Origin of the sequence: Eikenella halliae, from assembly GCF_001648475.1 — a bacterium.
Classification (GTDB): Bacteria; Pseudomonadota; Gammaproteobacteria; order Burkholderiales; family Neisseriaceae; genus Eikenella; species Eikenella halliae.
In genome coordinates this window covers 25,481-52,463 of the sequence record NZ_LXSQ01000022.1, presented here as the reverse complement: position 1 = coordinate 52,463, position 26,983 = coordinate 25,481, and the positions used below count along the sequence as shown (strand labels likewise).

The window sequence follows — 26,983 nt, the reverse complement described above, 5'->3', positions numbered from 1 at the left end:
AGCGGAACGGGTGGTAACTTGGAGTACGAAAAATTCAAGCAGTTTATTTTGAACTCTCTTGCTTAATTTACAATTGGTTATCTGCATTTTCGTAGCCTAGCATAACTACTAATCTACGTCAGCCCCAAAAGAAAAACGCCCGATGACGTAATTTGCACCAAGCGTTATATAACAATATGAAAAATATGAATATATTGGTGCGGACGGAGAGACTCGAACTCTCACACCTCTCGGCGCCAGAACCTAAATCTGGTGCGTCTACCAATTTCGCCACGTCCGCAGGAAAGGCGGCATTATACTGCAATATGCCGGTTTGGCAAGATGCTGTTTGAAATCGGATATATTGCGGAATAACAAATCAACCGCCACCGATACAGCTTTGGCCTGCCCTGCATGAAAAAATGCACAGCCGCCCTACTCTTTTTCTTCGGGCTTCGGCCGCCACAGCACCAGCTGTTTGCCGATGTGCTGCACCAGTTCGGCACCGGTGGCGGCGCAGAGGGCTTCGGCGATGGCGATGCGCTCCTGCCTGTCGTCGCCGGCCACTTGCACTTTAATCAGCTCGCGGGCGGTAAGGCGGGTGTCGGTTTCTTTGATAACGGCTTCGGTGAGCCCTTGTTTGCCGATGAGCACGGTGGGGCGCAGTTGCTGGGCTTGTTGTTTGAAGCGGCGGATGTCTTCGTTGCTGAGTGTTGCCATTTTATTGATTGGTATTTGCTAAGTAATTGGAAAAGGCTACCTGAACATGCCGAACGGGCTTTCAGGTAGCCTGTTTCATCAGGCAGGCGCTTAGGCGGCCACGCTTTCAAAACGGCGGGCGGCTTCGTCCCAGTTGACCACTTGCCAGAAGGCTTTGATGTAGTCGGGGCGGCGATTTTGGAACTTCAGGTAGTAGGCATGTTCCCACACATCCAAGCCGATAATCGGGTAGCCGGATGCGCCGGATACGGCCTGCCCCATCAGTGGGGAGTCTTGGTTGGCGGTGGAAACGACTTTGAGCTTGCCGTCTTCATACACCAGCCAAGCCCAGCCTGAACCAAAACGGGTGGCGGCGGCTTTTTCAAACTCGGCCTGGAAGGCTTCCACGCTGCCGAAATCGCGCTCGATGGCGGCTTTGAGCTTGCCTTGCAGGGTGGTGCCGGTTTTCAGGATTTGCCAAAACAGGCTGTGGTTGGCGTGGCCGCCGGCGTTGTTGCGCAGCGGGGTGCGCACGTTTTCAGGCAGCTCGGCCAGGCGGGCAATCAGCTCTTCGGCCGACAGTTTTTCCCACTCGGGCAGGTTGGCGAGCACGGCATTGGCGTTGTTTACATAGGCCTGATGGTGCTTGCTGTGGTGGATTTCCATGGTTTGCGCATCAAAATGCGGCTCCAGCGCGTCGTAGGCGTAGGGCAGTGCGGGCAGTTGGTATGCCATAATCAGTTTCCTTTTTCAGATGTGTTTTGCGAATGGGCAATGATAAGTTTTATCCATTGGCAGTTCAAGGTTTTTCTCAAAGAAGAAGAGGCTACCTGAAATCCGGGCGGCGCGGAAACCGCGCTGCGCCACGTTTTAACTTCGTTGAAGCTAAAGTTTTCAGGTAGCCTTTTTATTGTTTGCCGCCGAAATACTTTTCCTACTCCTGCCTGCGGCTCGCCTCCATGTGAAGGAGCATTATTTCAGCCACACGCTTCGGTTGTTTATTTGCGGCAGGGGGCGCGGCGCAGGTGGGAGTAGCGGCCGATGACGCTGCTGATACCGGCGGCGGCGTTGTCGTCCACATTCATAAACGTTACCTGCATTTTGGATTCGCCCAATTCAGCAGATTGGTCGCCGCCGGATGCGCCGGTGCGGGCGATCTGCGGATTGAGACCGGCTTGGCGGGCTTTGACGGCGGTTTGCTCGGCCTGCTGTTCGCTGCTAAACGAACCGAGGCTCATGCGGCCGCCGGCGACGCTGGCGTTGCGGAAGCCCTGCGAGCGCAGTTTGGCGGTGAATTCCTGCACGTCGCCTTCGATGGTAACGCTCACTTGGTAGCGTTCACTGCCACGCTGAGCGTGGCCGGAATCGCGGCGGCGCTCCACCACTCGGGTGGCGGCGTGCGGCCAGCGGGCGAGCAGGCCTTTGATGCGGTGGTAGTCGTCTTCCGGCAACACGGCCACGGCAGTGCAGGCGGTGTTGGGCGCGCGGATGCCGCTTTCGGGGGTGGGCTTGGGCTGGGCTTCACCGGCGGGTTTGGCCGGGGTGTTGGGGCGGCCGGGGGCAGCAGGCACGGTACGGGGGCGGCCTGTATCCACCGGCGGCACGGGTGTGGCCGGTTGCTGCGGGGCGGCGGGCTGGGCGGGGGCGGTTTGCACCACCACGGTGGTGGGCTGCGGCTGTTGTTGCTGCACAACGGGCACGGGCTGCTGCTGTTGCGCCATGCGCGTTACCAGCATCCCGCCGAAGACGATGATGTTTAATGCTACCAAAACGGCAAACAGCCACTTCATGTTTGTGCAGCCCAGTTGAGTAATCCGTGAAGCACGAGATTATCCACAATTTGAATGGGGTTGTCCAAAGCAAATTGTTCAGGTAGCCCTTGTTTTACTTTGGCAGCGCCGCCGCCGGTGATGATCACGGCCACGGTTTGGCCAGGGTGTTTTTGCTGCAGGCGGGTGTGCATCAGCAAAACCGCGCCGCAGATGGCGTCGAGCATGCCGCCGGCCATGGCGTTGGCGGTGGTGGTGCCGAAGGGGTAGGCGCGGCCGGCGGGGCGGTTGAGGTTGGCGGTGTGTTGCGCCATCGCCTCTTTCATCAGGTTGAAGCCGGGCATGATGCTGCCGCCCAAGTAATGATTGTCGGCGGTAAGGGCGTCGATGGTTACGGCGGTGCCGCAGCTCACCACCACGCAGGCGTGTTCAGTGAAGAGGCGGCTGCCGAGGATATTGAACCAGCGGTCGGCACCGTGTTCGTTCACGCGGCGGTAGTGGTTGCGGATGCCCAAAGCCTGCGGCATCGAGCCGAGCCATTCCGGCGTGCGGCCGAGCTGTTCGGCCACGGCCTGCTGCTTGGCTTCACCGCACACTGCCGAGCCGATGATGCGCACATGTTCGCCGCCGTACTGCTGCCAACTGTGGGCAAGCGGCTCGAGATTCCAATAGGCGGCTTTGTCTGCCGCCGTGATGCGGCCGTTTTCCACCCAGGCCCATTTGAGCTTGCTGTTGCCTGCATCGAGCAGCAGCATTTTGCCCTGTTTGTCATCGGGCGCTGCGGCGTTTTGGTTGTGCAGCGGGCGCAGGCTGATTTCGCCGCTCACCACATGGTGCTCCATACCTTCGGCATCGCGAATCCGCAACGCACCTCCTTCATCCACGCCCAAGGCCGTGCCTTGCAGCAGGGTTTGCCCGTCGCGCAGCAGGCGCACGGGTTGGTTTTGGTCGCGGTGGCAGGCGTGGTAGCCCGCGAGGAAGGGGGCAAGGCCTGCGCGGTCGAACTGCTCAAAAGTGTTCGCCAGTTCAGGCAGCAGGCGTTCGGTGAGGCGGCTCACGGCTATATTGGGCGCGCTGCCCTGCACGGCTTCAGCATCGGCCACCGCTTTGGGCTGCACGAAATTGATGCCGATGCCGATCACAACCGCCGTTTGGCCGTTGCAGCGCACGGTTTCGGTGAGGATGCCGCCGAGCTTTTCGCCGCCGATGACCAAATCGTTCGGCCATTTAATCTGCGCGGGCACGCCCAAATCGCGCAGCACGCGGCAGCAGGCCAACGCGGCGGCGAGCGTGAGGCCGCCCAACTCGGCCGGCGGGCGGGAAAAACACCAGCCTGCGCTGAACATTAAGCATTCGCCGATGCGGCTCTGCCAACTGCGCCCCTGGCGGCCTCGGCCTTGGGTTTGATCGTGCACAAACGCGATGCGGCGGTGGATCGGACTGCCGGATTTGGCTTGGGCGATGAGGTAACTGTTGCTGGAGGGGTGCTCGTGCAGCAGTTCGGCCTGCCAGCCTGCGGCTGCGGCCTGTTGTTGCAAAACGGCGTTGTCCAAAATCGCTAGCGGGCGCACCAGCCGCCAGCGGCCGTCTTGCTGGCGCAGCAGGCCGCGGATGTGCGGCGGCACTTGCTGCCAAAGCGCGTTGAGCTGCGGCGGCTTGCGGCCGATGAGGCGCGCCAGTTCGGTAACGTGGTGCGGCCGGCCGTCTGCCAAGGCGGCCAGCAGCTGCCAGTGTACGGCCTGCATCATGAGCCTTGCTCCGCGGCACGGATTTTGGCCAGGGTTTGGGTGGTGGAGGTTTGGTGCAGGAAGGGGATGGAATAGACTTTGCCGCCGCGCGCCAGGGTTTCGGCGGCGCCGACGATGTTTTCAGGTAGCCAGTCGCCGCCTTTCACTAGGATATCGGGGCGCACCAATTCGATGAGTTCGGCCGGGGTGTCGCTGTCGAACCAGGTAACCAAATCCACGCTCGCCAGCGAGGCGGCCACGGCGGCGCGGTTGGCCAGCGGGTTGATGGGGCGGTCGCTGCCTTTGCCCAACCGGCGCACGGAAGCGTCGGTATTGAGCGCGAGCACCATCGCCGCGCCTAGCGCGCGGGCTTGGGCGAGGTAGGTAACGTGGCCGCGGTGCAGGATGTCGAAGCAGCCGTTGGTGAACACCAATGGGCGCGGCAGCCCGGCCAATTTCCCGGCCAGCGCCTCGGGCGGGCAGATTTTGCGTTCGAAATCGGGGGTAGGCCAGGCAGTCATGGCGGCTCTTCCAAAGTAATAAAGCGCGGATGATACCATTTTTGCGCCGCCGCTTGGTGTTGGGCGGGCGGAAATTGCCGTATAATCCGCAGGCTGTTTTCAGGTAGCCTCCCGTTTCAGGTAGCCTTAAACGGCGTTTCCCCAAAGGCTACCTGAAACCCATTCACTCCCAATCCCCACATCATGATCCGTTTCGAACAAGTTTCCAAAACCTATCCCGGCGGCTTCCGCGCCCTGCAAAACGTCAGCTTTAAAATCAGCAAGGGCGAGATGATTTTCGTGGCCGGGCATTCCGGCGCGGGCAAATCCACCGTGCTCAAGCTGATTGCCGGCATCACCAAGCCCACTTCCGGCAAAGTGTGGATGAACAACCAAGACCTCGGCACGCTCAACGACAGCCGCCTGGGCTATCTGCGCCAGCACATCGGCCTGGTGTTTCAAGACCACAAAATCCTGTTCGACCGTAACGTGCTGCAAAACGTATTGCTGCCGCTGCGCATCATCGGCTACGACCGCGCAACCGCCGAAAAACGTGCCCGCATCGCCATTGAAAAAGTGGGCTTGGGCGGGCGCGAAACGGCCGATCCGATTACCCTGTCCGGCGGTGAGCAGCAGCGCCTGTGCATTGCCCGCGCCGTGGTGCACCAGCCCGGCCTCCTGATTGCCGACGAGCCTTCCGCCAACCTCGACCGCGCCTACGCGCTCGACATCATGGAGCTCTTCAAAACCTTCCACGAAGCCGGCACCACCGTCATCGTGGCCGCCCACGACGAAACCCTGATGGCCGACTACGGCCACCGCATTTTGCGTTTGCAGGAAGGCAGGTTTGCTGCATGAAACACTATCTCTCTCTGCATCTGGAAGCCGCCTGCCAGGCCTTTGCCCGCCTCGTGCGCCAGCCCTTGGGCACATTGATGGTGCTGCTGATGCTGGCCGCCGCCATGACCTTGCCGCTGATGCTCTATTTGGGCGTGCAAAGCAGCACCGAAGTGCTCGGCCGGCTCAACCAAGCCCCGCAGATGACCATCTACCTCACGCCCGAAGCCGCCGAGGCCGACATCGCCGCCATCCGCGCCAAGCTGGCGGAAGACAGCCGCATCGAAAAAGCTGAATACGTGAGCAAACAGCAGGGCATGGCCGAGCTGCAGCAGGCGTTTCAGGGGCAGGATTTGGTGTCGATGCTCGATACCAACCCGCTGCCCGATGCCTTCGTGATCACGCCCAAAGACGGTGCCACCCCCGAAGAGCAAACCGCCCTGCGGGCCGATTTGGCTGCGCTGCCCAAGGCCGAGAGCGTGCAGATGGATGCCGAATGGATGCAAACCCTGTTCCAAATCAACGAATTCGTGCATCAGGTGTTCCGCTTTTTGGTGATCACGCTGGGCGCGGCGCTGGTGTTGGTGGCGTATAACACCAGCCGCCTGCAAATCCTCAGCCGGCGCGAAGAAATCGAAATCACCAAGCTGTTGGGCGCGCCCGCTTCCTTCATCCGCCGCCCCTTCCTCTATCAGGCCTTGTGGCAGGGCGTGCTGTCTTCCGCCTTGAGCCTGGTGCTGTGCGGCTGGCTGATGCGCAGCACCCGCCCGCTGGTGGACCGAATTTTCAGGCCCTACGGCCTGAACTTAGACTGGCGCTTCTTCCACGGCTGGGAAATGGCCGTGATTATCGCCGTGGTGTGCGGCCTGGGCATGGCCGGCGCCTGGCTGGCCGGCAGCCGCCATTTGCAGGAATTCAAGGCCAAGAGCCATTAACAGCCAAAGGCTACCTGAAAGCCCTCAAACCATTTTTCAGGTAGCCCGATGCCATACCGTCAAGGCTACCTGAAAAACCAAAGGCTCCGATAAACCTCAACCCCCTTAGCATAAAGTTTCAGGTAGCCTTTAATCACACCATGAGGCTACCTGAAAAGCGGAAACCCTTTGCCAATCCATCTTCAGCCCACCATCATCCCTTCCCATTTCCCAGCCCGCCCTTTTTGCCCCAAACGGCAATCTGTTACAATCGCTCCCCCTTTTTTTCGTGAGGCTACCTGAAAAGGTGGCCACTGTTTTTCGCACATCCGCTCCCGGCTCCGGCCGGAACAATATAGTGGATTAAATTTAAATCAGGACAAGGCGGCGAGCCGCAGACAGTACACACGTTACGGCAAGGCGAGCCAACGCTGTACTGGTTTAAATTTAATTCACTATAAAAAGGAAAACCATGTTCACACGCAAACCCCGACACACGCTACCTGAAACCATCAGCCGATCCGCCGCCGAAGGCAACGCGCTGGGCGTGTTGCAGGCAGTGGTGACCTGGCTGCGGCAGGGCGGCGTGGCGGGCGCGCCGGTGCGTTTCGGCATTTTGTGCAACCATTTGCGGCAAGAAGGCGAAGGCAAAACCATCGCCACCCTGCTGTGCCGCTGGCTCTCCAGCGTGCGCGTGTATCCCACTCTGATCACCATCGGCATCTTCTCCCGCTCCGGCTTCGGTCACGAATTCCGCCACCGCCTCTACGAGCGCATCAACCCCGCCTATAAAGACTGCAACAACCTGCGCGACGTGCTCACGCTGCTGTTTTGCGGCGGCAACGACGGCGAATGGCTCGCCGCCATCCCACTTTCCGCCTGGCTGCGCCTCCTGAGCACCATCCAGCGGCAAACCGAGCCCGCCGTGCGCGAAATGTGCGGCCGCCACCTGCGCGACGAAAGCCTGTATGCCGTGGAAATGCTCTCCATCTGGGTGGCTGCCGAAGACCTCGACCACGACCTCATCCGCCTCGAGCCCAAACTGCTGGACGTGGATTCGCCATTCGTCGGGCTCATGCGCGAAGTGTCCGACTGGCTCGACTTCCAACGCAGCCGCCAGCCCGGCTCCCGCACCACCTACGATGCCGGCCATTTAGACGTGATGCTGGCGCAATGCCGCACCCTCATCGAACGCCTGCAGCGCAAAGGCACCGGCGCCGGTGCCGGCTCCTCCATGGCCGTGGCGCACCTGTTGCAACGCCTCCAGCAAACCCTCACCCGCATGGAACGGCTCATGGCGCTGTTTGCCGCGCGCACCCGCACCCAAAGCCTGCTGCGCACCTTGCTCCTGGCCAACGAAATCGCCGTGGCCGTGGTGGCGCAGCGGCGCATCCTGCCCCTGTGGCGCAGCAACGTGAAAATGCTCGCCCGCAGCATCAGCCAAAACTCCAGCCGCCACGGCGAACACTACATCACCCGCAACCGCAGCGAATACTGGGGCATGCTGCGCTCCGCAGCCGGCGGCGGCGTGCTCATCGCCCTGATGGCGCTGCTCAAAATCCACATCGGCAGCCTGCCCGGCGGCCACCTCTACCACGCCGTGCTCGCCAGCCTCAACTACGGCATCGGCTTCGTGCTCATCCACATACTGCACTTCACCGTGGCCACCAAACAGCCCGCCATGACCGCCGCCCGATTCGCCCAAGCCGTGGAACGCAGCAGCAGCGGCCGCGCCGTAAACCAAAAGCTCGCCCAGCTATTGATTGACGTAATCCGTTCGCAGGGCGTGGCCGTATTCGGCAACGTAGTCGTCGCCGTGCTGCTCGCCACCTTCATCAGCCACGCCTTCGCCCACCATTTCGGCAGCCCCCTGCTGGATACGGCCACCACCGCCTACCAGCTCAAATCCCTCGCCGTATTCAGCACCCCCGCGCTCTTGTTTGCCGCCATCGCCGGCGTGTGGCTGTTTTGCTCCGGCATCATCGCCGGTTTCTTCGACAACCGCGCCGACTACCTCAACCTCAAACTGCGCCTGCGCGAACACCCCCTGCTCAAACGCATCCTGCCCGCCGCCTGGCGGCAACGTTTGGCCGACTACATCCACCACCACTACGGCGCCATCATGGCCAACTTCTGCTTCGGCTGGCTCCTCGGCATGACCGGCTACCTCGGCCACCTCACCGGCCTGCCGCTCGACATCCGCCACGTTGCCTTCTCCTCCGCCAACCTGGGCTACGCCGCCGTGAGCGGCGACATCGGCTTCTTCTCCTTCACCGCCAATTTATTGATGGTGCTACTCATCGGCGCAGTGAACCTGCTGGTGAGCTTCTCCATCACCCTGTGGGTGGCCCTGCGCTCACGCGACGCCGTGCTGGACAACCCGCTGCAAATCATCGGCAGCACCATCTCGCTGGTGAAACAAAAACCCAAAAGCCTGTTCTTCCCGCCCAGCGACACGCCCGAAGCCGAGAAAAAACCCGCCGCGCCGGGAAAATAGCGGTATAGCGGGTAGGGAAAGGCTACCTGAAACCACTTGAGCATAACGGCCGTCCCGCCCAAGCTGCACTTGCCATAACCTATTTTTATAGGGATGAAAGCATGGATACCCAAAATTATCTTGTAAAAACCTTGTCGAAATTACGTGATATTAATGGTTCAGAATTAAAATATTCTCCCGGATACGAAGTTGAAAAAATCCCGACCTTGAAAAAAGGGGTCTACAGAAAGGCCTCCCCAATGCTATCCGTTAGATATTGCCAATATTCATCAATTTTAGACGCCACACATGGCGATTGGCTTTCCATTAGCGAAATGGAGGATTTATGGCTTCCTTACAAACAGATAAATGATGAAAGAGTAAGCGGCATAAAACACTCTTTGAGATCAAACATCAAAGAATGGGATAACAATGCTGGAAGCATTTTCCAACACGACAGATTATCCTTATTTGCCGGGAGTGCTTATACTTATGAGCAAGTCTATCTTCTGTGGTTAGATGATTATATCGAGCCGCAGATTTGGGTTTACGATGCCAATGGAAATTCACGATTTGACAACCTTGATGATTATTTAATCGCCTTCTTAAAAGGCAATTCATACGAGCAGAGCAAACCGATGATTTGGTAACCGTGAAATATAGCAAGTGTAACCTGCATAGATAGGGCGTATGCGGAACGCACGCCGTTTTAACTGCGTTGAAGCAAGCATAAGTTGGGCTGAATCCAACGTTTTCAGGTAGCCCTTCCCCTTTCAGGCTACCTGAAAAAGGTTTGGGCGAAGCAGCCGCCGCTCGGACTCTTGAACCCGGCATTTCAGGCATGACGGCAACAGCTTGCAATAATGGCAACGTTGCAGGTTTGCCGGATACCGGTATCCGGGCTACGCTTACTGCCGAATAATTTTCAGGTAGCCCGTACGAGGAAAGAAATGATTGAAGAAACCAAACCGGGCAACCGCCCATCCGCTTCCAAACCGCCGTATGCATGGCGGGTGCTGATTATTTACAGCCTGTTCGGCCCGCCCTTGGGCATAGTGTCGCTCATACTGTTCCTCACAGTGGAGTTCCATGTTGTCGCGTCTGAGCCACTACCTCCCTCAAATCAGTTTTTCAGAAACATGCCAGAATTCTTCCTGGCCAGTTACTGGTTTGGCGGCATCTCCGCCATCCTTACCGGCCTCTTGGCTATGCTGCTGCGCCTGAAGCGCAACCTGCCCGGCATCGCTGCCGTAACGGCAGCAGGCGCCCTGCTGTCGGTCATCTGTGATGCCGTCATGTTCGGCATGTCTGGTTCGGCTGAGAACTGGATGCTTTTTGGTTGCGGCGCGGCGGCGGCTTTCGTGTTATCGGTATTCCTGCCCAAGCCGGCAAAATAAATTTTCAGGTAGCCTGCCGAGGAAATCATGATGGAAGAGCCCAAACAAGATCATCTCAATCGTTCCGCCTCCAAACCGCCGTATGCGTGGCGGGTGCTGATTATTTACGGCCTGTTCGGCCCGCCCTTGGGCGCGGTGTTGTTGCTGCTTGGTTCCGGCTTGACCGACCCTAATCCAGAACAGGCTTTCCAGCTGATTCCTATTGCCATTCTGTTCAGCTATCCGGTAGGCGGCCTGCCCGCCTTCCTTACCGGCCTCTGGGCCATGCTGCTGCACCTGAAGCGCAACCTACCCGGCATTGCCGCCATAACGGCGGCGGGAGCGCTGCTGTCGGGCATTTGGTGGTTGCTCATGGATATGTTCAGCGGATTCGCCTTTGCTGCCTGCGGCGCGGCGGCGGCTTTCGTGTTATCGGTATGCCTGCCCGAACCGTCAAAATAAATTTTCAGGTAGCCTTCTGCCGGCCGCATAAGGCTACCTGAAACCCATCTGAAAAGGATACCTATGAAATACTGGATAGGCACGGTTTCCAAAGAGCACGTCCTGCGCGGCGTGGCAGGCGGCTTCTGCCAAGTGTGCCACGGCAAGGCCGCGCCGCTCAACCGCATGCAACGCGGCGACTGGCTGCTCTACTACAGCCCGAAAATCCGTTTGGACGGCCACGACAAACTGCAATCTTTCACCGCTCTCGGGCAGATTACCGACGACCAGGCCTACCCGTTTCAGATGAGCGCAAGCTTTATCCCCTTCCGCCGCAACGTGGCCTATGCCGAAATCCGGCGCGAATGCCCGATTGCCGTTATCCGCACGCATCCGGAATGGAAAAAATATGCCGTCCGGCTGCGCTACGGCCATTTTGAAATCAGCGAAGACTTCTTCACCTTCGTGCACGACTATATGCTGGCAGAATCCGAAACGCCCGCAACCGGCGCCCGCCAGGAAAGTTTGTTTTAACCGCCGCAGGCCGCTCCTGAATCCGACGCCCCGCCCAAAGGCTACCTGAAAAACTGCGCGGGCGGTAATCGCCCGCCTTTGCAGGGCATACGGGGATTAACAGGCAAACGCCCATCCTGCCCATGTATCGCCTCTTTCGCGTGCAGGCCATATATAAACCTAAGGCTACCTGAAAGTTTCAGGTAGCCTTTTGCACGATTGGCGGATTCAATTCAAACCAGTACGGCCTTGCCCTGATTTTTGTTAATCCACTATAAAAGCGCCGTTTAATCCTTCAGCCGCTGCGAAATCCTGTTCCACAGGCCGCGCAGCAGGTCGATGTCTTCTCGGCTGGGGGAGGCGCGGTTAAAGAAGCTGTGCAGGCGGCGCATCATGCGTTCTTGGTTGCGGCGGTTGGCAAAGCCGGTTTGTTCGATGATTTGCTCCAAGTGCTCCACCATGCCGCGCGTTTGGCTTTGCGTGGCGGGCGTGTGCGCCTGTTGCAGCTGGCTCATGCCGATGCCGGTTTGGCTGAAAATTTCGTAGCACACCACTTGCACGGCCTGGGCGAGGTTGAGCGAGAAATAGGCGGGATTGCCGCTGATGGTGAGCAGGCGGTTGCAGCGCTGCACTTCGTCGATATTCAGACCGAAGGTTTCGTTGCCGAATACGAGGGCTACCTGAAAACCTTGCTGCGCGGCCTGCAACAGCTCGGGCACGAGTTCGCGCGGGGTGTGCAGCGGGGCGGAGAGTTCGCGGCGGCGGCTGGTGAGGGCGCAGCTCAAGACGGTGTCGGCCAGCGCTTCATCCAAAGTAGCCACAATTCGCGCCTGCTCCAGCACGTCGCGCGCGCCGGAAGCGAGGATGAAGCTTTCTTCCGGCAGCCGGAACGCGGCAGCCTGGGCGGCATCGAAAGCGGGCGGCTCGGGAGTCATTGGCGTGGCCATCAGGTTGGGCGCGACCAGGGTGAGGCGGCTCAAGCCCATGGTTTTCATGGCGCGGGCGGCGGCGCCGATGTTGCCGGGATGGCTGGTGCGGGCGAGCACCACGCGGATGTGGCGCAGGTAGTCGGGAACGGTGGGGGTGTCTGTCATATCAATTATCAATCGGTTTCGGTCATCTGGGTTTCACGCAGCGGCCAAGACAAACGATGTTTATGCTTCGGCTCGATGCCGTGAAACAGCGCGGCCAGTGCGGCGTGGTCGGCGGCCATGTCGGCGGTGGGGGTAAACAGCGGCAGGAAGCGCACTTCGCGCCGCCCGTAGTCGATTGCCACCGGCAATACCGGCACACCGGCGCCGCGGGCAATCCGCCAGTAGCCGCTTTTCCATTTGGGCGCGGCGTGGCGCGTGCCTTCCGGCGAGATACCGAGAAACAGCTGCTCGCTGCGGCGGAAAGCGGCCACGGCTTCGTCCACCACGCCGCCGGCGCGTTTCCTATCCAGCGGCATCACGCCCGCCCAGCGCAAAAACGCCGCCAAACCGGGCACGGCAAACAGGCTTTTCTTGCCGAAGATGCTCATTTTCAAATCCAAAGCCAGCATGGCGGGCAGCACATACAGCCCGTCGAAATTCGACGTGTGTGGCACGGCCACCACCACGCATTTGGCCACATCCGGCACGCTGCCTGCAACGCGCCAGCCCAACAGCCGGAGTAAAGCGGCCGCCACCCGGCGGCTGATTCCGCCGCCCCGGCGCGGCACTTGCGGCGGCAGCGGCATCATGCCTTGTCCTTTTCCGCCAAAATCCGCGCCACGGTGTCCACAATCACCTGCGTTTGCGGATCGATTTCCACATTCACCCGCTCGCCAACGCGGCGGCTGCCAAACAGCGTGCGGTTCAAGGTTTCGGGGATGAGGTGTACATTGAATTCGCTGTCGCTTACCGTGCCGACGGTGAGGCTGCAGCCGTCCAGCCCGATGAATCCTTTAGGGAAAACATAGCCTTTCAGGTTTTCAGGTAGCCTGAACCACACGGTGCGGTTCAGCCCGTTCGCTTCGATGCGGCTGATTTCGGCGGTGGCGGTGATGTGGCCGCTCATGCTGTGGCCGCCGATTTCGTCGCCGAAGCGGGCGGCGCGCTCGATGTTTACCTTGTCGCCCGGCTGCAATGCGCCCAGATTGGTTTTGGCCAGCGTTTCGCCCATTAGGTCGAAATCCGCCGCGCCGTTTTCGTGTACGCGGGTGATGGTGAGGCAGCAGCCGTTGTGCGCCACCGATGCGCCCACGCGCAAATCGGCATCCGCACCCTCGGGCAGGCGCACGGTGTGGCTGCGGAAATCGGGCGCGCGCTGATCCACGGCCAGCACTTCGCCCAAGCCTTGTACGATTCCTGTAAACATGGTTTCTCCTTGATTATATTGGTTTTACAACAGAATAAAGGCTACCTGAAAAACGCCAAGCCCGGTTTTCAGGTAGCCTTTTGTTTCCGTGTCATCCGCTCCTGAAACATTGCTTGCTGCTGCCGTACAAGTGCCAAAATTTGCTCCGCAGAGGGTACATTCTGTTTCCGCCAACGGACGATTTTAATTCCCGCACCGGCCAAGGCCATCTCTTTTCGGCGGTCGGCATCTTGGCGGGTTGCCCTCTCATGCGTTGGATCATCCAATTCGATTACCAACAGGGGATAAGCGCTTTTATTACAAATCAGATAATCGTAACTCATACGACTAATCCGGTTAAGCCACGCCTGATTGTTCTCTCCTCGCTTTACCTTCAATACCCGTGAAGCCTGTACTTGCGCCAGCACTATATAGTCTGGCAAGGCCTGCACCAGCTTCCAATATACCTCTTGTTCATTTTGAGTCATAGCATAGCTAGGGTAGAACGGCCAAGGCCTATTCACGTCATCTGATGTTGTCCGTTGTGCCTTGGCAGCTCTTTTCCTGCCGCCATCTTTCTTTGAACCTGAAACCAAAGCCAAAACAATCACAACCACCAACACAGCCAGTATCAGCATCATTTCTTATTCTCCCGTTTATCCTGTCCATCCTAGCAACAGCACCCATCAATAAGCTACCTGAAAATACCAAGCCTGGTTTTCAGGTAGCCTTTCCTCAACGCGCTTCCTGCCGCCTAATCAGCCAGGCGGCGGCGATGGCGAATACCGTGCCGGGCAGGATGGCGGCGCCAAGGGGCGGCATGTTGGAGAGTTGGGCGATGTAGCCGGAGAGCAGGCCGGCGAAGTGGAAGGCGAGGCCCAGGCAGATGCCGAGGAACAGGCGCACGCCGATGTTGCCGTGGCGCGAACTTTGCGGGGTAAAGGCGAGTGCCACCAAGGCCATCACCGTACAAATCAGCGGATAGAGCAGCTTACGCCACCAGGCGGTGGCATAGGCGGCGGTTTGCTGGCCGTTGCTTTGCAGGTGGTCGATATACATTTTCAAGCTACGGGCCGACATTTGGTCGGTGTCCACCAAAAGCACGCCGAGCAGCTCCACGCCCACGTCGCTGGGCCATTCGGCGCTGGCAAGTCGTTCGGTTTGGGTGCGTTCGGCAGCAATATGGGTGCGCGCCACTTGCTTGAGCGTCCAAGTGCCGTTGCCGTTTACGCGGCCTTCGTCTGCCTGCCAGGCGGATTCCAGTGCGGCGTGTTGGTTGTAGCGGTAGATGCGGATGCCGAGCAGGCGGCCGTCGGGCAGCATTTCGCGCACGTTGATGTTGTCGCTGCCCTGCCGAAACCACAGGCCGCTGCCGCCTAGGCTTACGGTTTGCTGCACGGCATGCAGGCGCAGCCGCTCGGCGCGTTGTTCCATATACGGGGCAACCCATTCGCCCAAAGCCACGCCGAGCAGCCCGGCCAGCAAGCCCACTGAGGCGACGGTGCTAATGATGCGCTTGAGCGACGCGCCGCTGGTGCGGATAACCGTCCATTCGCTGGCGGAGGCGAGCTGGCTCAAGGCGGCCAGGCAGCCGATGAGCACGGCCAGCGGCAGCAGGGTATACATGTGCCCAAACAGGCGCATGCCCACATACAGAATCAGGGTGAGCACGGTGTAGTTGCCGTCGCCCACATCGTCTACGGCGTTAATCACTTCAAAAAACGAGAACAGCGCCACTAAGGCCAAGAGCGCATACAGCGTGGCTGTGCCCAAGCGGCGGATCAGATAGCGGGTGAGCAGTTTCATGCCGGTTTGCCTCCCAAGGCCAGGCGTAAAGCCTGCCAAAACGGTCGGGATGGCTGGCTGCGCACGCGCAACAGCAACACGGCCAGCATCAGCATCAAAAGATGCGGCACAATCAAACCCGGCCACAGCGGAATCTTGCCGCTGCTGATGCCGTCGCGCACCAGCGTGAGGCCGTTTTGATAGAGCAGAAACATGCCGATGGCGCTTAAGAGGCTGTAGCTGCGGCCGCTGCGGTTGTCCATATAGGAAAGCGGCAATGCCAACAGCGCCAAAATCAGCACGCTCACCGGCATGGTGATGCGCCACATCAATTCGCCGCGCAATTCGGGGTTGGTGTTGCCCCACAGCTGGGCCGTGGGCACGGTGCGGCGGTGCATATCGCGCTGCACCAGCTTGGGCGCGGTGCCCACCACCAAATGCAGTCGTTCGAACGATATCTCCTCATAATCTGCCATACCTGGTGTGCCCCTATAGCGGCGGCCGTTAAACAGTTCCAGCGTACGCTTATTGTCGGTTTCGGTAAAACGGCCGCGCTCGGCGGTAATCAGCGTATCGCGCCCTTGGAGGTTGAGCTCGCGGACAAACAAATTGCTCGCTTCGCCGCTGCCTGCATCGAATTTTTCCAGAAAATACACTCCGGCCACTTCTTTATTAAACTCTTGAAACACGCCCGGGCGCACCATAGAAGTATCCTGCCGCCGCTTCAGCACTTCGGCAAATTCGCGGCTGCGCGCATCCGCCCATGGCATCACCAGCATCGACACCAATGCCGTGAGCAGGGCGAAAGGCACGGCAAACGCCATCAACGGCTTAATCCAGCCGTAAAGCGACAGGCCGGACGAGAGCCACACCGCCATTTCGCTGTCGCGCCAATAGCGGGAAAGCACGGTAAGCGCACTGATATAGGCCGTGAGGATGAGCACGATGGGCATCAGCGCCACCGTCCAAAACGCCACCAGCGTGGCCACCGCATCTGCCGCCACCTTGCCGCCGGCCGCGCCACCCAACAGCTTCACCGCCTGCACCGCCACCAAGGTGGCCAAGAGCAGCACGAATACGCCCATCGCCGTTTGTGATACTTCTTTAATGAATTTTCTCTGATAAACCATATCGTTCCGTAGTTATGCCAGTTTCAGGTAGCCTGAAGCAGCTGTGGGCCGACGCCTCTCTTGCACACCAAACAAGATGCCGTTACAAAAAGGGATAAGTGCTTTAGGGGCTGCTAGCAATCACTTTTCCCAGTGGATTTTTGCCCCCAAGTAGCAGATTCAAGGCGGAAACCGCAGTAAGGCTGGACACCTTGCAATGATTTCCAACGTGGAAGACGCCGCCTTGGGGGAGCAAAAAGACGCGGAAACCGGTAATGACCAACAGTCCCTAGCCAGATAAAAAGAAACCGCGCGGATTGTACGGCAGAAGGCCGCTACTGTCATGCGGTGCGCTGCAGCGCCGTAATCTTGATTTCCACTTTCCAGCCCGCATCCGCCAGTGCGGCCTGCACGCAAGCGCGGGCAGGGGCTTTGCCGGGCGCCACCCAGGCATCCCACACGCGGTTCATGCCCGAGTAGTCGGCCATATCGGGCAGGTAGATGACCGCTTCGCAAATATGCGCCTTGTCTGAGCCGCAGTCGGCGAGAATACGGTCGATTTGCGCGAGCACGTCGGCGGTTTGCGCTTCGATATCGGCTTCAGGATTGGCGGGCACTTGGCCGGAGAGGAAAACGAAACCGTTGGCCACCACGGCTTCAGAATAGCGCGCGGCGGGAAGATGGTGGCGGAGGGGCATGGGAAGTCCTTTCTTGGGGAATGGGAAACGGCGAAAAGGCTACCTGAAAACTTGGCTTCACTGAAGTCATGCTTCAGGCACGGCTGAAACCGGTATGACTTCACGCCGGGCGGCAGGCTGCTGTCGGTATGAAAGCGAGGCGAGGCAAATCTAGATTGGTTTGCTCTGGCGGTTGAGTGGGCAGATTATAGGCTACCTGAAATTTTCAGGTAGCCTTTCTTTTGTCCCTTGCCAGCCTGCAACGTTAAAACGAACGCCCAAACTGGATAAACACATTGCCTTTGCGGTAGGGGTAGAAGAAGTGGTTGCTGTTTACGCGCTGCCAAGTGGCCACCAGCTGCGGGGTGATGCCAGCAAATTGCAGTTTGCGGTGGGAGAGCACCAGGCTGGCGGCCAACTCATGGTCGCGGCGGGTGATGCGGAACAGGTCGGGGGCGTCGTAGCTGCGGTGGCCGGCGCTGATTTGAGCGGAGGTGGTGAGCCCCCAGCCCCATTGCTGCGTCCAGCCCAGGCGCAGGCCTTTGCGGGTGTAGGATTCGCTGTTGTCTTCGGCGGTTTTGCGCAGCCAGTCGAGGCCGAAGCTGAAATATTGGGTGGGGCTGCACACGAAAAGCCAGGTGCCGGAAGCGGTGTAGCTGTCGCCGTCGAGCCAGCGGCGGCGGTCGTGCCTCTGCTCGCCGATTTCCAGCGCGCTCAATATTTTATGGCGCGGGGTGAGCCAATATTGCCATTCGGCGCGCACGCCGACTTCGCGCGAGTATTTGTGCGTGCCATACCAGCGGCGTTCGTAATAAGGGGTAACGGCGGCTTCGGCACGAGCGGTTTTGTAGGCGGGGCCGCTGCTAAGGCGGGCGATTTGGTCGTCGAATTTGTGGTTGTTCCAATAGAATTTGCCGTAGTCGTCGAGGCTGAGCCGCCAATAGAGGTTGCCGTGTACGTTCCAGTCGCGATCGGCATTGAGGCGGTAGGCGAAGCCTTGGGCGGATTCGGGCTCGGGCAGTTTCCACACGCCGCGCGGGGTGCGGATTTCGCGCTCGCTGCCGGCGTTGTTTACATTACTGTCGCTGATGAAGTTTACGCTGCCGCCGAAGCTCCAGCGGTCGCGTTTGCGCAGGGCTTCGAGGTATTGCCCGGTAAGCTGTTGCAGCTCGGGTGCGAGATTGGGGGTTTGGCGGAAGTGTTCGAACTCTTGCCGCGCATCTTTGTCGGCACGGTTTTCAAACAGGCTCTGCGCCAGCGAAAGGCGCACGGGCGGGATGTCGGGGTCGGCTGCCAATACGGCTCGGTAGAGGGCGATGGCGCGTTGGTAGTCGCCCTCGGCGCGGGCAATCAGCGCCTGCGCCAAAGCCACCAGCAGCGCATCGTGCGGTCCTGGGAGCTCAAGATAAATCGGCAGCAGCAGCGATGCGCCTTCGGCATTGTGGGTGAGCACGGCATAGCTGAGCGCCTGTTGCAGCAGCTCGGGGCGCTTGAGCAGCTCTTCGCGGCTCATTTGCAGGCGGTTGTCGGGCGGCGCGGCAGCAGGCGCGGGCGCGGCTTCCGCCTGCGGCGCGGCGGCTGGAGTGATGTCGAAGCCCGTGTCCGGCTCGGTTTCCAGCCTGCCTTCCGGTGCGGCCAAGGCTACCTGAAAAGGCAACAGCAGCAGGTAGGCGGCCAAGCAAGGCTTGTTCAGTATGCTCATCCAACGCTTTCTTCACGGCAAAATCTATAAACGGACGGATTATAGCGGATTCGATATGCCCGCCAAACCTGAACTAACATTTGTAAAACGCAGGAAATGATAATGACTCCGCTCCAATACAGCGGCTTCTTGTGGACAAAATGGCGAATTTCTCGCCCGTTTCAAACAGATTCGCCGATCCGGCCTAACCATTCATATCTTTTTCTATCATTTTTACATTCAAAAGGGAACGTAAACTTTCTTGCTTAAATTAACCAACAAACCAGCGGCAAACTACCAATAAATACCAAACTATTTGATATTCGTCATATTTCCTGCCAATCGCCGTGCTATACTGTATCCAGTCCAAGCAGTATCCCTCGCAACGAAACGAAAGGATTTGACATGAAAAAACATCACATTCTTTACATGATTCTCACCGCCCTCACCCTAGGCGGCTGCAGCAGCGCAGGCAGCTCGCTGGCTAATGCGATTACTGATCCGTTTACGCCGAAAGAAGGCGGTTATCGCCAACTGAGCAATATCGGTTCGGATGAATTCACCCGCACAGGCCTTCTGCCGGGAGCGGCGTCCAAAATCCAGGTTACCGATGACCAATTTATCAATACGCCCAATCATGTGAAAGAATACTCCAGCAGAGACTCTATCCAGATCGGCCACAAACGGCAGAATGCCTTCACTGCTCTGCCTTATGTGTTGAAGAATGCTGCCAACCAAGAGATAGAAAACGGCGTTTTGGAAGTCTACAAACAATCCTACTCCGCCGTGGTGGGTGCGCAACTGCACAACAGAATCGAGCCCGGCCATCCGGCCACGCCAACCCGCGACTTCTATGTTCGCTCCATCCAAGGTGAATTCACCAGCAACCTGCCCACCCAAGGCATCATCAACTATAAAGGCCGGGCAATGGCTGGTTCGGATAACAAAAGCAATGGCCTGAACTACCAAATTGATTACGGCGCAAGAAGAGGCCATGGCTCGATTACCGGCTTAAACGGCTTCGGCAATATCGATTTGGCAGACGCACCGATTACCCAAAACCCGAATGGTCATAACGTGATTAACGGCACAGCTCGTTCTGCCACTCACGGGGCGGGTAATTACGAGCTCGGCATTTTTGGCCCGCAGGCCAATGAAATTGCCGGCAAGGCACATTTCAACAATCAGCCGAACAAGGAAGTCGGCTTCGCCGGCGGCCGCGTAAATTAACCCTGCTTGCCGCGGCAGCCAACCGCTTTCTACCCTCTGCTTAGCACGGTTTCCCTGCTGAAAAGCGCACTTCCCAAGGGTAGGGCACGGCTGCCGCCAATAAAGGCTACCTGAAATTTTCAGGTAGCCTTTTTCCATGTTTGCCGACCAGCCGGTTCAGAAGGCGGCGGCAGTTGGGCGGATGCCCGGCCTGATTGGCAAGCTAGGCCTTGCGGCTGTGCACGGCGATATAGCCCATGGTTTTGGCCGGATCGTTGAAGGTACGGTACATGCGTTTGAAGGTTTCGCGGTTTTCGGCTTTGAGCGCGTTTTTCACGATTTGGAAGGCGCGCCGCCAGCCTTCGTCGTAAATCAAGCCTCTGGGCGAGAGCAGGGTCATGCCGCCGCTGATGGTGGTGATGTTGCTGAAGCCGCTGCGGTGGAAAAGATCGGTCCAGGCGTTTTCGGTGAGCGGGGTAACTTTTACTTGGATGGTGTCGCGCAGGCGTTCCACGGCTTCTTCGGTGTTGTGCTCGCTCACCACCACATCGTGCGTGAGCAGCACGCCGCCGGGCTTGAGCACGCGGAAGTATTCGGCCACCGCCATTTCTTTATTGGCCAGCGGTAGCATGGTGAGCATGGCTTCGTTGATGACGACATCGAAGCTATTGTCGGGGAAAGGCAGCTCGGTGGCGTTGGCGTGCTGCACCTGCACCAGATGTTCCAGCCCGGCGGCGCGGATGTTTTGCCGGGCCTTATTCAATGCGTTTTCGTCCAAATCCACGCCGGTAATGTGGCAGCCGAAGCGCTGCGCCAGCCCCACGGCGGTGGTGCCCATATTGCAGGCCACTTCGAGTACCTGCGTATCGGGGGCGAAGCGGGTTTGGTTGATCAGCCATTCGGTGGCGAAACGGCCGCCGGGGCGCAGGCGGGTTTTGCCGATGCGGGCGAGGAAATGATGGCCGGTTTGGTCTTTTTTCATAAGATTCTCCTGTGCGGATGCGGTGAGCGGGGCTGCCGCGCCCCAGGGTTTGCGTGTAGAAGGTTCAAAATAAGAATGTTGTTGCGTTGGTTCGCCTTACCCCATTCTTAATTTTGGTTCACTGCATATCCTGCCACGCAAACGATTGGGCAAAAGGCTACCTGAAAAACAGACGGCATTTCAGCACACACGCGGATGCGCGGCGGCCGGCGGCAGTTGGGGGAAACGGTGAAGTGGTTTGACGCGCCGATGAATAATGATGTTGTTGTATGTGGCGCGGAGGTGGTTATACTGCAAAAGCGTGCCTGCGGCAAGCGGCAGGCTACCTGAAAAGGCTGCCCGGCAACCGGCCGAAACGCCGCAAAAACCGCCCTGCCCTACCGCCGCCCTTCCCGAGCGGCACGGCTTGCGTGTAAGATGCGCAACGGCAACCGCCCCACACCCATATTCATCATGATGCAAGGCAAACCAAACTGGAAACAATACCGGCAGCGGCTGCAGGCCAAACTGCACGCTCTGCGGCCAAAACGGCAAGCTAAACCGCAAACCCCGCAACCCAAACCACCGGCAAAGCTGCGCGCCCTGTGGCAGAAACTGCGGGATAAACTGCGCACCCTGCCGCAGCAGTTGCGGGCAAAACCGCAGCTGCCGGCCGCGGCCGCCATCGTGGCCGGCTGCCTGCTGCTCGCCTTCGGGCTTTTATCCGGCGGCAACCGCAAACACCCCGCCCCCGCCGCCGAAACCGCAGCTTCGCAGGCCTCGGCACCGGCCGCAGGCAGCGCATCCGGCGTCGAAACGGCCACCGTATCGGTGGAACTGGTTACTCCCGAAGTGTCGGACGGCAATGCCGAAGACGACCCGCTCACCGCCGCCGAAGCCAACCCCGAGCCGGAACATGCCCTGCCGCCCACTACCGCCGACCACATGAACCCCGTGTGCGAAACCTATTTCCAACGCGCCCGCGCCTGCTTCCGCCAAGCTCCCGACGGCCAGGCCGATGCGCTGTTGCAATCGCTGGAAGCCACGCGCGGCGACCTCTCGCAACTGGATGCCGAAGGCTGCGAAGTGGTGAACCGCCAGTTTGAAGAAATGGTGCAGCAGATGGGCTGCGAACAAAAAGCTGCCGAGGGCAAGCCTGCCAAACCCCCGGCTCAGCAGGCCAAACCCGCCGAAGCCAAACCGCAGGCCGCCTCGGCAGCGCATAAGCGTTGAGGAGCAATACGAAAAAGGCTACCTGAAATTTCAGGTAGCCTTTCCCGCTCGGCCGAGCTGTGCGTTGTGTGAGGATATTGGATGAACAAAACCGCTAAAGATTGGCTCGCCTTGCCGTACTCCTTGTGCTGTCTGCGGCTCGCCGCCTTGCTCCGTTTTTGTTCATCCACTAAACGCATTTTTAAACGATTCGGCTTCAACCCCCCATGGGCACGTGGGTTGGACAACCCAACGGCAGCCGCACCTGCTTGGTTTGGTTACGCCTGCGGCCGACCCAACCGCTGCAACATCAAATATCGGATTCGAGAACCCGGCCTGCGGATTTCAGGTAGCCTTCAGCTAGGATGGCATCATGGGCGCTCGCCCTTCGGGGTCGCTTGGATTCTTGAATCCGACATTTCGTGTAAAGGCTACCTGAAAACAGAATTTCATCGGCTTCCTACCCATTTCACCCGAAAAAAGGCTGAAACCGCGCCTTACGGTTTCAGCCTTTTGCTTTTCAGGTAGCCTTATTCGACATCATCCACCTGGTCGTTCACTTGCGCTTCGTGATGCGCCTGCCACTGCGCACGGCGGCTGCGGTGGTAAGTGAGGCCGGTACCGGCCGGAATCAGGCGGCCGACAATCACGTTTTCCTTCAGGCCGCGCAGGTCGTCTTTCTTGCCCATGATGGCGGCTTCGGTGAGCACGCGGGTGGTTTCCTGGAAGGAAGCGGCGGAAATGAAGCTGTCGGTGGAGAGCGAGGCTTTGGTGATACCCAGCAGGATATTGTCGAAGCGTGCCGGTTCTTTGCCTTCGGCAACGGCGCGTTCGTTGGCCTGCATCACGTCGCCGCGCTCCACCTGCTCGCCGGTGATGAAGCCGGTTTCGCCGGCATCGGCAATGTTCACGCGGCGCAGCATCTGGCGGATGATTACTTCGATATGCTTATCGGAAATGCGCACACCTTGCAGGCGGTACACTTCTTGCACTTCCTGCACGATGTAGCGTGCCAGCGCTTCGATGCCTTGCAGGCGCAGGATGTCGTGCGGATCAACCGAGCCGTCTACGATAATCTCGCCACGGTTCACCACTTGGCCGTCGTGCACCAGAATCTGTTTCTCTTTGGAAATCAAAGTTTCGTGTGCCGCACCCTCCAAGTCGGTAATCACCAGGCGCTGTTTGCCTTTGGTTTCTTTACCGAAAGACACCGTGCCGGTTACTTCGGCCAGCATGCCGGCATCTTTGGGCACGCGGGCTTCAAACAGCTCGGCCACGCGCGGCAGACCGCCGGTAATGTCGCGGGTTTTGGAGGAGGCCTGCGGGATACGCGCCAGCACGTCGCCCTTGCCCACTTCCTGATCTTCGCGCACGGTAATCACCGCGCCCACGGGGAAGGCCATGGAAACGGGGGTTTCGGTGCCGGGCACGGTAACCTCTTCGCCGTTTTCGTCCAACAGCTTCACGGTGGGGCGCAGCAGCTTGCTGGTGCTGGTGCGGCGTTTGCCGTCGATCACCACCAAAGTGGAGAGGCCGGTGATTTCGTCGGTTTGACGGGTAACGGTTACACCTTCTTCCACGTTTTCGAAGCGCACGCGGCCGGCGTATTCGGTAATCATCGGGCGGGTATGCGGATCCCAAGTGGCCAGGGTTTGGCCGGCTTTCACCGCAGAGCCGTCCTGCACCAGCAAAGTGGCACCATAGGGCACTTTGTGGCGTTCGCGCTCGCGACCCACTTCGTCGTGAATCACCAGTTCGCAGGAGCGGCCAATCACCACCAATTCGCCTTTGTTGTTGGCCACATAGCGCATCTGGCTACTGAAACGGGCGGTACCGTTGGATTTGGCTTCCACTTGGCTGGCGGCAGCGGCACGGGAGGCGGCACCACCGATGTGGAAGGTACGCATGGTCAGCTGTGTGCCGGGCTCGCCGATGGATTGGGCGGCAATCACGCCAACGGCTTCGCCGGTGTTCACCAGCTTGCCGCGTGCCAAGTCGCGGCCGTAGCACTTGGCGCACAAGCCGTAGCGGGTTTTACAGGTAATCGGGGTGCGGACTTTCACTTCGTCCACGCCCGAGCGGTCGATCAGATCCACCAGCTGCTCGTTGAGCAGGGTGCCGGCTTCCACCAAAGTAGCGCCGCTGGAAGGGTCTACCACGTCTTGCGCGGTAACGCGGCCAAGGATGCGGTCGCGCAAGGCTTCAATCACGTCGCCGCCCTGTACCACGGCTTTCATTACGAAGCCGTCGTTGGTGCCGCAATCGTCTTCCACCACAACCAAGTCTTGGGTTACGTCCACCAAGCGGCGGGTCAGGTAACCTGAGTTGGCGGTTTTTAATGCGGTATCGGCCAAACCTTTGCGCGCACCGTGGGTGGCGATAAAGTATTGCAATACGGTGAGGCCTTCGCGGAAGTTGGAGGTAATCGGGGTTTCGATAATCGAACCGTCCGGCTTAGCCATCAAACCGCGCATACCGGAAAGCTGTTTAATCTGGGCGGCAGAACCACGCGCACCGGAGTCGGCCATCATGTAGATGGAGTTGAACGACTCCTGATCCACTTCTTTGCCTTCGCGGTCGATTACTTTCTGTTTGGAAAGATTGTCCATCATCGCCTTGGCAATTTTATCGCCGGCACGGCCCCAAATATCCACCACTTTGTTGTAGCGCTCGCCGTTAGTCACCAAACCTTGGCGGTATTGGTCTTCAATTTCCTTCACTTCGGCGTTGGCTTCGGCCAAAAGTTTGGCTTTCTCTTTCGGCACTTCCATATCGTCCACGCAGATGGAGATGCCGCCTTTGGCTGCGAAGCTGAAGCCGGTGTACATCAGGTGGTCGGCAAAAATAACCGTATCGCGCAAGCCGCACAGGCGGAACGAGGCGTTAATCAGGCGGGAGATTTCTTTTTTCTTCAGCGCCTTGTTGATGTATTCAAACGGTAAGCCTTTGGGCAGGATTTCAGACAGCAGAGCGCGGCCAACCGTGGTTTCGTAGCGTTTGGTAACCGGCTCGAACTCGTCTTGGTCGTTTTTCACCCATTCCTGCAGGCGCACGGTGATTTTGGTGCCCAATTCCACCTGCTTGGTGTAGTAAGCACGGTGCACTTCTTTCACGTCGGAGAACAGGCTGCCTTCGCCTTTGCCGTTGATTTTATCGCGGGTCATGTAGTAGAGACCCAATACGATATCTTGAGACGGCACGATAATCGGCTCGCCGTTGGCGGGCGAGAGCACGTTGTTGGAGGCCAGCATCAGGGTACGGGCTTCCATTTGCGCTTCCAGGCTCAACGGCACGTGTACTGCCATTTGGTCACCGTCGAAGTCGGCGTTGAACGCGGCGCACACCAAGGGGTGTAGCTGAATGGCCTTGCCTTCAATCAGAATCGGCTCAAAAGCCTGAATACCCAAGCGGTGCAGGGTCGGGGCGCGGTTGAGCATAATCGGATGTTCGCGGATCACTTCATCCAAAATATCCCACACCACCGGCACTTCCTGCTCCACCAGCTTTTTCGCTGCTTTCACGGTAGCCGCTTCACCGCGCACTTCCAGTTTGTGGAAGATGAACGGTTTGAACAGTTCCAAAGCCATGCGTTTGGGCAGGCCGCACTGGTGCAGGCGCAGGTAGGGGCCTACGGTAATCACAGAACGGCCGGAGTAGTCGACGCGTTTACCCAGCAGGTTTTGACGGAAGCGGCCGCCTTTACCTTTAATCATGTCGGCCAGCGATTTGAGCGGGCGTTTGTTGGCGCCGGTCATGGCTTTGCCGCGACGGCCGTTGTCCAACAGGCTGTCTACCGCTTCCTGCAGCATGCGTTTTTCGTTGCGCACGATGATGTCGGGCGCGTGCAGCTCCAGCAGGCGTTTGAGGCGGTTGTTGCGGTTGATCACGCGACGATAAAGGTCGTTCAAATCGGAAGTGGCGAAACGGCCGCCGTCCAACGGCACCAGCGGACGCAAATCGGGCGGCAGCACGGGCAGCACGTCCATAATCATCCATTCCAGCTTCATGCCGCTGCGCTGGAAGGCTTCCAATACTTTCAGGCGTTTGGCCAGCTTTTTGATTTTGGTTTCGGAACCGGTGCTTTCCAATTCCTGGCGCAGGATTTCGATTTCAGCCGGCACGTCCAGCAAACGCAACAATTCGCGAATGCCTTCGGCACCCATTTTGGCATCGAAGTCTTCGCCGTATTCATCCAGCTTGGCGTAGTAGTCTTCTTCAGTCAGCAGCTGGCGGCGTTGCAGCGGGGTCATGCCGGGGTCGGTTACCACAAAGGCTTCGAAATACAGCACACGCTCAATATCGCGCAGGGTCATGTCCAACACCATGCCGAGGCGGGAAGGCAGTGATTTCAAGAACCAAATATGGGCAACAGGCGCGGCCAGCTCGATATGCCCCATGCGCTCGCGGCGCACTTTGGAAAGGGTAACTTCCACACCGCATTTTTCGCAGGTTACACCTTTAAATTTCAAACGCTTATATTTGCCGCACAAGCATTCGTAGTCTTTTACCGGGCCGAAGATTTTGGCGCAGAACAAGCCGTCGCGCTCCGGCTTGAAGGTACGGTAGTTGATGGTTTCCGGCTTCTTCACTTCGCCGTAAGACCAAGAGCGGATGGTTTCGGGCGAGGCGATGCCGATTTTGATGGCATCGAATTCTTCTTCCATGCCGGCAGCTTGCAGGGGGTTAAACAGGTTCGACAGATTCATTTTTGCTCCCAATCAGGATTTTGTATTTTGCTCACTCTGTTTCAGACAGCCTTTGAGGCTACCTGAAAAATATGGGCGGGCGGCTTGGCCGGA

25 protein-coding genes, 1 tRNA gene and 2 pseudogenes are annotated in these 26,983 nt (G+C 58.7%); 11 read left to right on the top strand and 17 right to left on the bottom strand.

Annotated features, from left to right (window positions below):
- The 7 genes and pseudogenes from A7Q00_RS13635 to A7Q00_RS09635 form a co-directional block, all read right to left on the bottom strand.
- Positions 1 to 87 (bottom strand): annotated as a pseudogene (locus A7Q00_RS13635) (IS1595 family transposase); the annotation flags it as partial.
- 108 nt (positions 88 to 195) lie between these two features.
- Positions 196 to 280: transfer RNA gene (locus A7Q00_RS09660), tRNA-Leu, on the bottom strand.
- 134 nt (positions 281 to 414) lie between these two features.
- On the bottom strand, positions 415 to 699 hold the full coding sequence (gene yhbY / locus A7Q00_RS09655) for a ribosome assembly RNA-binding protein YhbY (protein WP_064090342.1): 285 nt from the start codon (positions 697 to 699) through the stop codon (positions 415 to 417).
- Between the two features lie 90 nt (positions 700 to 789).
- Positions 790 to 1,413: a superoxide dismutase [Mn] gene (gene sodA, locus A7Q00_RS09650; protein ID WP_064090341.1), complete on the bottom strand. Its 624-nt coding sequence runs from the start codon at positions 1,411 to 1,413 to the stop codon at positions 790 to 792.
- Positions 1,414 to 1,676: 263 nt separating this feature from the next.
- Positions 1,677 to 2,468, bottom strand: a complete 792-nt coding sequence (locus A7Q00_RS09645; protein WP_064090340.1) for an SPOR domain-containing protein — start codon at positions 2,466 to 2,468, stop codon at positions 1,677 to 1,679.
- Positions 2,465 to 4,195, bottom strand: coding sequence for a biotin--[acetyl-CoA-carboxylase] ligase (locus A7Q00_RS09640; RefSeq protein WP_064090339.1), 1,731 nt, complete (start codon positions 4,193 to 4,195; stop codon positions 2,465 to 2,467). The genes A7Q00_RS09645 and A7Q00_RS09640 overlap by 4 nt, the downstream gene beginning before the upstream one ends.
- On the bottom strand, positions 4,192 to 4,695 hold the full coding sequence (locus A7Q00_RS09635) for an adenylyltransferase/cytidyltransferase family protein (protein WP_064090338.1): 504 nt from the start codon (positions 4,693 to 4,695) through the stop codon (positions 4,192 to 4,194). Before A7Q00_RS09635 ends, A7Q00_RS09640 begins: the two co-directional genes overlap by 4 nt.
- 183 nt (positions 4,696 to 4,878) lie before the next feature.
- Between A7Q00_RS09635 and A7Q00_RS09630 the strand changes: the two genes are divergently transcribed.
- The 8 genes and pseudogenes from A7Q00_RS09630 (at position 4,879) to A7Q00_RS09600 (ending at position 11,252) form a co-directional block, all read left to right on the top strand.
- On the top strand, positions 4,879 to 5,532 hold the full coding sequence (locus A7Q00_RS09630) for a cell division ATP-binding protein FtsE (protein ID WP_064090337.1): 654 nt from the start codon (positions 4,879 to 4,881) through the stop codon (positions 5,530 to 5,532).
- Positions 5,529 to 6,446, top strand: a complete 918-nt coding sequence (gene ftsX, locus A7Q00_RS09625) for a permease-like cell division protein FtsX (RefSeq protein ID WP_064090336.1) — start codon at positions 5,529 to 5,531, stop codon at positions 6,444 to 6,446. The genes A7Q00_RS09630 and ftsX overlap by 4 nt, the downstream gene beginning before the upstream one ends.
- Positions 6,447 to 6,764: 318 nt before the next feature.
- Positions 6,765 to 6,883, top strand: a pseudogene (locus A7Q00_RS14330) (IS5/IS1182 family transposase); the annotation flags it as partial.
- 14 nt (positions 6,884 to 6,897) lie between these two features.
- Positions 6,898 to 8,922 (top strand): site-specific recombinase, encoded by a 2,025-nt coding sequence (locus A7Q00_RS09620; protein ID WP_064090335.1) that lies wholly within the window; start codon positions 6,898 to 6,900, stop codon positions 8,920 to 8,922.
- Between the two features lie 101 nt (positions 8,923 to 9,023).
- On the top strand, positions 9,024 to 9,551 hold the full coding sequence (locus A7Q00_RS09615; protein WP_064090334.1) for a hypothetical protein: 528 nt from the start codon (positions 9,024 to 9,026) through the stop codon (positions 9,549 to 9,551).
- Positions 9,552 to 9,851: 300 nt separating this feature from the next.
- Positions 9,852 to 10,298, top strand: coding sequence for a hypothetical protein (locus tag A7Q00_RS09610; RefSeq protein WP_064090333.1), 447 nt, complete (start codon positions 9,852 to 9,854; stop codon positions 10,296 to 10,298).
- A 27-nt stretch (positions 10,299 to 10,325) separates the two neighbouring features.
- Positions 10,326 to 10,739 (top strand): hypothetical protein, encoded by a 414-nt coding sequence (locus tag A7Q00_RS09605; protein WP_156503795.1) that lies wholly within the window; start codon positions 10,326 to 10,328, stop codon positions 10,737 to 10,739.
- Positions 10,740 to 10,802: 63 nt separating this feature from the next.
- Positions 10,803 to 11,252, top strand: a complete 450-nt coding sequence (locus A7Q00_RS09600) for an EVE domain-containing protein (protein WP_064090331.1) — start codon at positions 10,803 to 10,805, stop codon at positions 11,250 to 11,252.
- A gap of 266 nt (positions 11,253 to 11,518) precedes the next feature.
- Here A7Q00_RS09600 and A7Q00_RS09595 read toward each other — a convergent pair whose 3' ends face one another.
- The 8 genes from A7Q00_RS09595 to A7Q00_RS09560 form a co-directional block, all read right to left on the bottom strand.
- Positions 11,519 to 12,325: an RNA methyltransferase gene (locus tag A7Q00_RS09595; RefSeq protein ID WP_064090330.1), complete on the bottom strand. Its 807-nt coding sequence runs from the start codon at positions 12,323 to 12,325 to the stop codon at positions 11,519 to 11,521.
- Between the two features lie 8 nt (positions 12,326 to 12,333).
- A complete protein-coding gene (locus A7Q00_RS09590) occupies positions 12,334 to 12,954 on the bottom strand; it encodes a lysophospholipid acyltransferase family protein (RefSeq protein ID WP_064090329.1) in 621 nt (206 codons plus the stop codon).
- Positions 12,951 to 13,571 carry a riboflavin synthase gene (locus tag A7Q00_RS09585; RefSeq protein ID WP_064090328.1) on the bottom strand — a complete coding sequence of 207 codons (621 nt, stop codon included), beginning with the start codon at positions 13,569 to 13,571 and terminating at the stop codon, positions 12,951 to 12,953. Before A7Q00_RS09585 ends, A7Q00_RS09590 begins: the two co-directional genes overlap by 4 nt.
- A gap of 68 nt (positions 13,572 to 13,639) precedes the next feature.
- On the bottom strand, positions 13,640 to 14,191 hold the full coding sequence (locus A7Q00_RS09580; protein WP_064090327.1) for a DUF2726 domain-containing protein: 552 nt from the start codon (positions 14,189 to 14,191) through the stop codon (positions 13,640 to 13,642).
- A 94-nt stretch (positions 14,192 to 14,285) separates the two neighbouring features.
- On the bottom strand, positions 14,286 to 15,356 hold the full coding sequence (lptG, locus tag A7Q00_RS09575; RefSeq protein WP_064090326.1) for an LPS export ABC transporter permease LptG: 1,071 nt from the start codon (positions 15,354 to 15,356) through the stop codon (positions 14,286 to 14,288).
- The gene (lptF, locus tag A7Q00_RS09570; protein ID WP_064090325.1) at positions 15,353 to 16,465 is read right to left on the bottom strand and encodes an LPS export ABC transporter permease LptF; all 1,113 of its coding nucleotides are present in this window, start codon (positions 16,463 to 16,465) and stop codon (positions 15,353 to 15,355) included. Before lptF ends, lptG begins: the two co-directional genes overlap by 4 nt.
- Before the next feature lie 320 nt (positions 16,466 to 16,785).
- Positions 16,786 to 17,142 carry a RidA family protein gene (locus A7Q00_RS09565; RefSeq protein WP_064090324.1) on the bottom strand — a complete coding sequence of 119 codons (357 nt, stop codon included), beginning with the start codon at positions 17,140 to 17,142 and terminating at the stop codon, positions 16,786 to 16,788.
- Positions 17,143 to 17,386: 244 nt separating this feature from the next.
- The gene (locus A7Q00_RS09560) at positions 17,387 to 18,823 is read right to left on the bottom strand and encodes a porin family protein (RefSeq protein ID WP_064090323.1); all 1,437 of its coding nucleotides are present in this window, start codon (positions 18,821 to 18,823) and stop codon (positions 17,387 to 17,389) included.
- 384 nt (positions 18,824 to 19,207) lie between these two features.
- Between A7Q00_RS09560 and A7Q00_RS09555 the strand changes: the two genes are divergently transcribed.
- Positions 19,208 to 20,032, top strand: coding sequence for a factor H binding protein domain-containing protein (locus A7Q00_RS09555; protein WP_064090322.1), 825 nt, complete (start codon positions 19,208 to 19,210; stop codon positions 20,030 to 20,032).
- Between the two features lie 202 nt (positions 20,033 to 20,234).
- Here A7Q00_RS09555 and A7Q00_RS09550 read toward each other — a convergent pair whose 3' ends face one another.
- The gene (locus A7Q00_RS09550; RefSeq protein WP_064090321.1) at positions 20,235 to 20,993 is read right to left on the bottom strand and encodes a class I SAM-dependent methyltransferase; all 759 of its coding nucleotides are present in this window, start codon (positions 20,991 to 20,993) and stop codon (positions 20,235 to 20,237) included.
- Between the two features lie 417 nt (positions 20,994 to 21,410).
- Here A7Q00_RS09550 and A7Q00_RS09545 point away from each other — a divergent pair, with 417 nt between their 5' ends.
- The gene (locus A7Q00_RS09545; protein WP_064090320.1) at positions 21,411 to 22,205 is read left to right on the top strand and encodes a DUF5339 domain-containing protein; all 795 of its coding nucleotides are present in this window, start codon (positions 21,411 to 21,413) and stop codon (positions 22,203 to 22,205) included.
- An 81-nt stretch (positions 22,206 to 22,286) separates the two neighbouring features.
- Positions 22,287 to 22,712 (top strand): hypothetical protein, encoded by a 426-nt coding sequence (locus A7Q00_RS13630; protein WP_156503794.1) that lies wholly within the window; start codon positions 22,287 to 22,289, stop codon positions 22,710 to 22,712.
- 2 nt (positions 22,713 to 22,714) lie between these two features.
- On the opposite strand, the gene rpoC is transcribed toward A7Q00_RS13630, so the two are convergent.
- Complete coding sequence (rpoC, locus tag A7Q00_RS09540) at positions 22,715 to 26,890, bottom strand: DNA-directed RNA polymerase subunit beta' (protein ID WP_064090319.1); 4,176 nt, start codon at positions 26,888 to 26,890, stop codon at positions 22,715 to 22,717.
- Positions 26,891 to 26,983: the final 93 nt, after the last annotated feature.

What these genes read in the sequence shown, in the direction of transcription:
- A7Q00_RS09620 (WP_064090335.1), top strand. Translation starts at nt 6,898, where the DNA reads ATGTTCACACGCAAACCCCGACACACGCTACCTGAAACCATCAGCCGA.
- A7Q00_RS09555 (WP_064090322.1), top strand. Translation starts at nt 19,208, where the DNA reads ATGAAAAAACATCACATTCTTTACATGATTCTCACCGCCCTCACCCTA.
- A7Q00_RS09590 (WP_064090329.1), bottom strand. Translation starts at nt 12,954, where the DNA reads ATGATGCCGCTGCCGCCGCAAGTGCCGCGCCGGGGCGGCGGAATCAGC.
- lptG (WP_064090326.1), bottom strand. Translation starts at nt 15,356, where the DNA reads ATGAAACTGCTCACCCGCTATCTGATCCGCCGCTTGGGCACAGCCACG.
- A7Q00_RS09560 (WP_064090323.1), bottom strand. Translation starts at nt 18,823, where the DNA reads ATGAGCATACTGAACAAGCCTTGCTTGGCCGCCTACCTGCTGCTGTTG.
- A7Q00_RS09630 (WP_064090337.1), top strand. Translation starts at nt 4,879, where the DNA reads ATGATCCGTTTCGAACAAGTTTCCAAAACCTATCCCGGCGGCTTCCGC.
- A7Q00_RS09595 (WP_064090330.1), bottom strand. Translation starts at nt 12,325, where the DNA reads ATGACAGACACCCCCACCGTTCCCGACTACCTGCGCCACATCCGCGTG.
- A7Q00_RS09545 (WP_064090320.1), top strand. Translation starts at nt 21,411, where the DNA reads ATGCGCAACGGCAACCGCCCCACACCCATATTCATCATGATGCAAGGC.
- A7Q00_RS09610 (WP_064090333.1), top strand. Translation starts at nt 9,852, where the DNA reads ATGATTGAAGAAACCAAACCGGGCAACCGCCCATCCGCTTCCAAACCG.
- sodA (WP_064090341.1), bottom strand. Translation starts at nt 1,413, where the DNA reads ATGGCATACCAACTGCCCGCACTGCCCTACGCCTACGACGCGCTGGAG.
- lptF (WP_064090325.1), bottom strand. Translation starts at nt 16,465, where the DNA reads ATGGTTTATCAGAGAAAATTCATTAAAGAAGTATCACAAACGGCGATG.
- A7Q00_RS09550 (WP_064090321.1), bottom strand. Translation starts at nt 20,993, where the DNA reads ATGAAAAAAGACCAAACCGGCCATCATTTCCTCGCCCGCATCGGCAAA.
- rpoC (WP_064090319.1), bottom strand. Translation starts at nt 26,890, where the DNA reads ATGAATCTGTCGAACCTGTTTAACCCCCTGCAAGCTGCCGGCATGGAA.
- A7Q00_RS09640 (WP_064090339.1), bottom strand. Translation starts at nt 4,195, where the DNA reads ATGATGCAGGCCGTACACTGGCAGCTGCTGGCCGCCTTGGCAGACGGC.
- A7Q00_RS09600 (WP_064090331.1), top strand. Translation starts at nt 10,803, where the DNA reads ATGAAATACTGGATAGGCACGGTTTCCAAAGAGCACGTCCTGCGCGGC.
- A7Q00_RS09565 (WP_064090324.1), bottom strand. Translation starts at nt 17,142, where the DNA reads ATGCCCCTCCGCCACCATCTTCCCGCCGCGCGCTATTCTGAAGCCGTG.
- A7Q00_RS09585 (WP_064090328.1), bottom strand. Translation starts at nt 13,571, where the DNA reads ATGTTTACAGGAATCGTACAAGGCTTGGGCGAAGTGCTGGCCGTGGAT.
- A7Q00_RS09615 (WP_064090334.1), top strand. Translation starts at nt 9,024, where the DNA reads ATGGATACCCAAAATTATCTTGTAAAAACCTTGTCGAAATTACGTGAT.
- A7Q00_RS09645 (WP_064090340.1), bottom strand. Translation starts at nt 2,468, where the DNA reads ATGAAGTGGCTGTTTGCCGTTTTGGTAGCATTAAACATCATCGTCTTC.
- A7Q00_RS09580 (WP_064090327.1), bottom strand. Translation starts at nt 14,191, where the DNA reads ATGATGCTGATACTGGCTGTGTTGGTGGTTGTGATTGTTTTGGCTTTG.
- A7Q00_RS09605 (WP_156503795.1), top strand. Translation starts at nt 10,326, where the DNA reads ATGATGGAAGAGCCCAAACAAGATCATCTCAATCGTTCCGCCTCCAAA.
- A7Q00_RS09635 (WP_064090338.1), bottom strand. Translation starts at nt 4,695, where the DNA reads ATGACTGCCTGGCCTACCCCCGATTTCGAACGCAAAATCTGCCCGCCC.
- ftsX (WP_064090336.1), top strand. Translation starts at nt 5,529, where the DNA reads ATGAAACACTATCTCTCTCTGCATCTGGAAGCCGCCTGCCAGGCCTTT.
- yhbY (WP_064090342.1), bottom strand. Translation starts at nt 699, where the DNA reads ATGGCAACACTCAGCAACGAAGACATCCGCCGCTTCAAACAACAAGCC.
- A7Q00_RS13630 (WP_156503794.1), top strand. Translation starts at nt 22,287, where the DNA reads ATGAACAAAACCGCTAAAGATTGGCTCGCCTTGCCGTACTCCTTGTGC.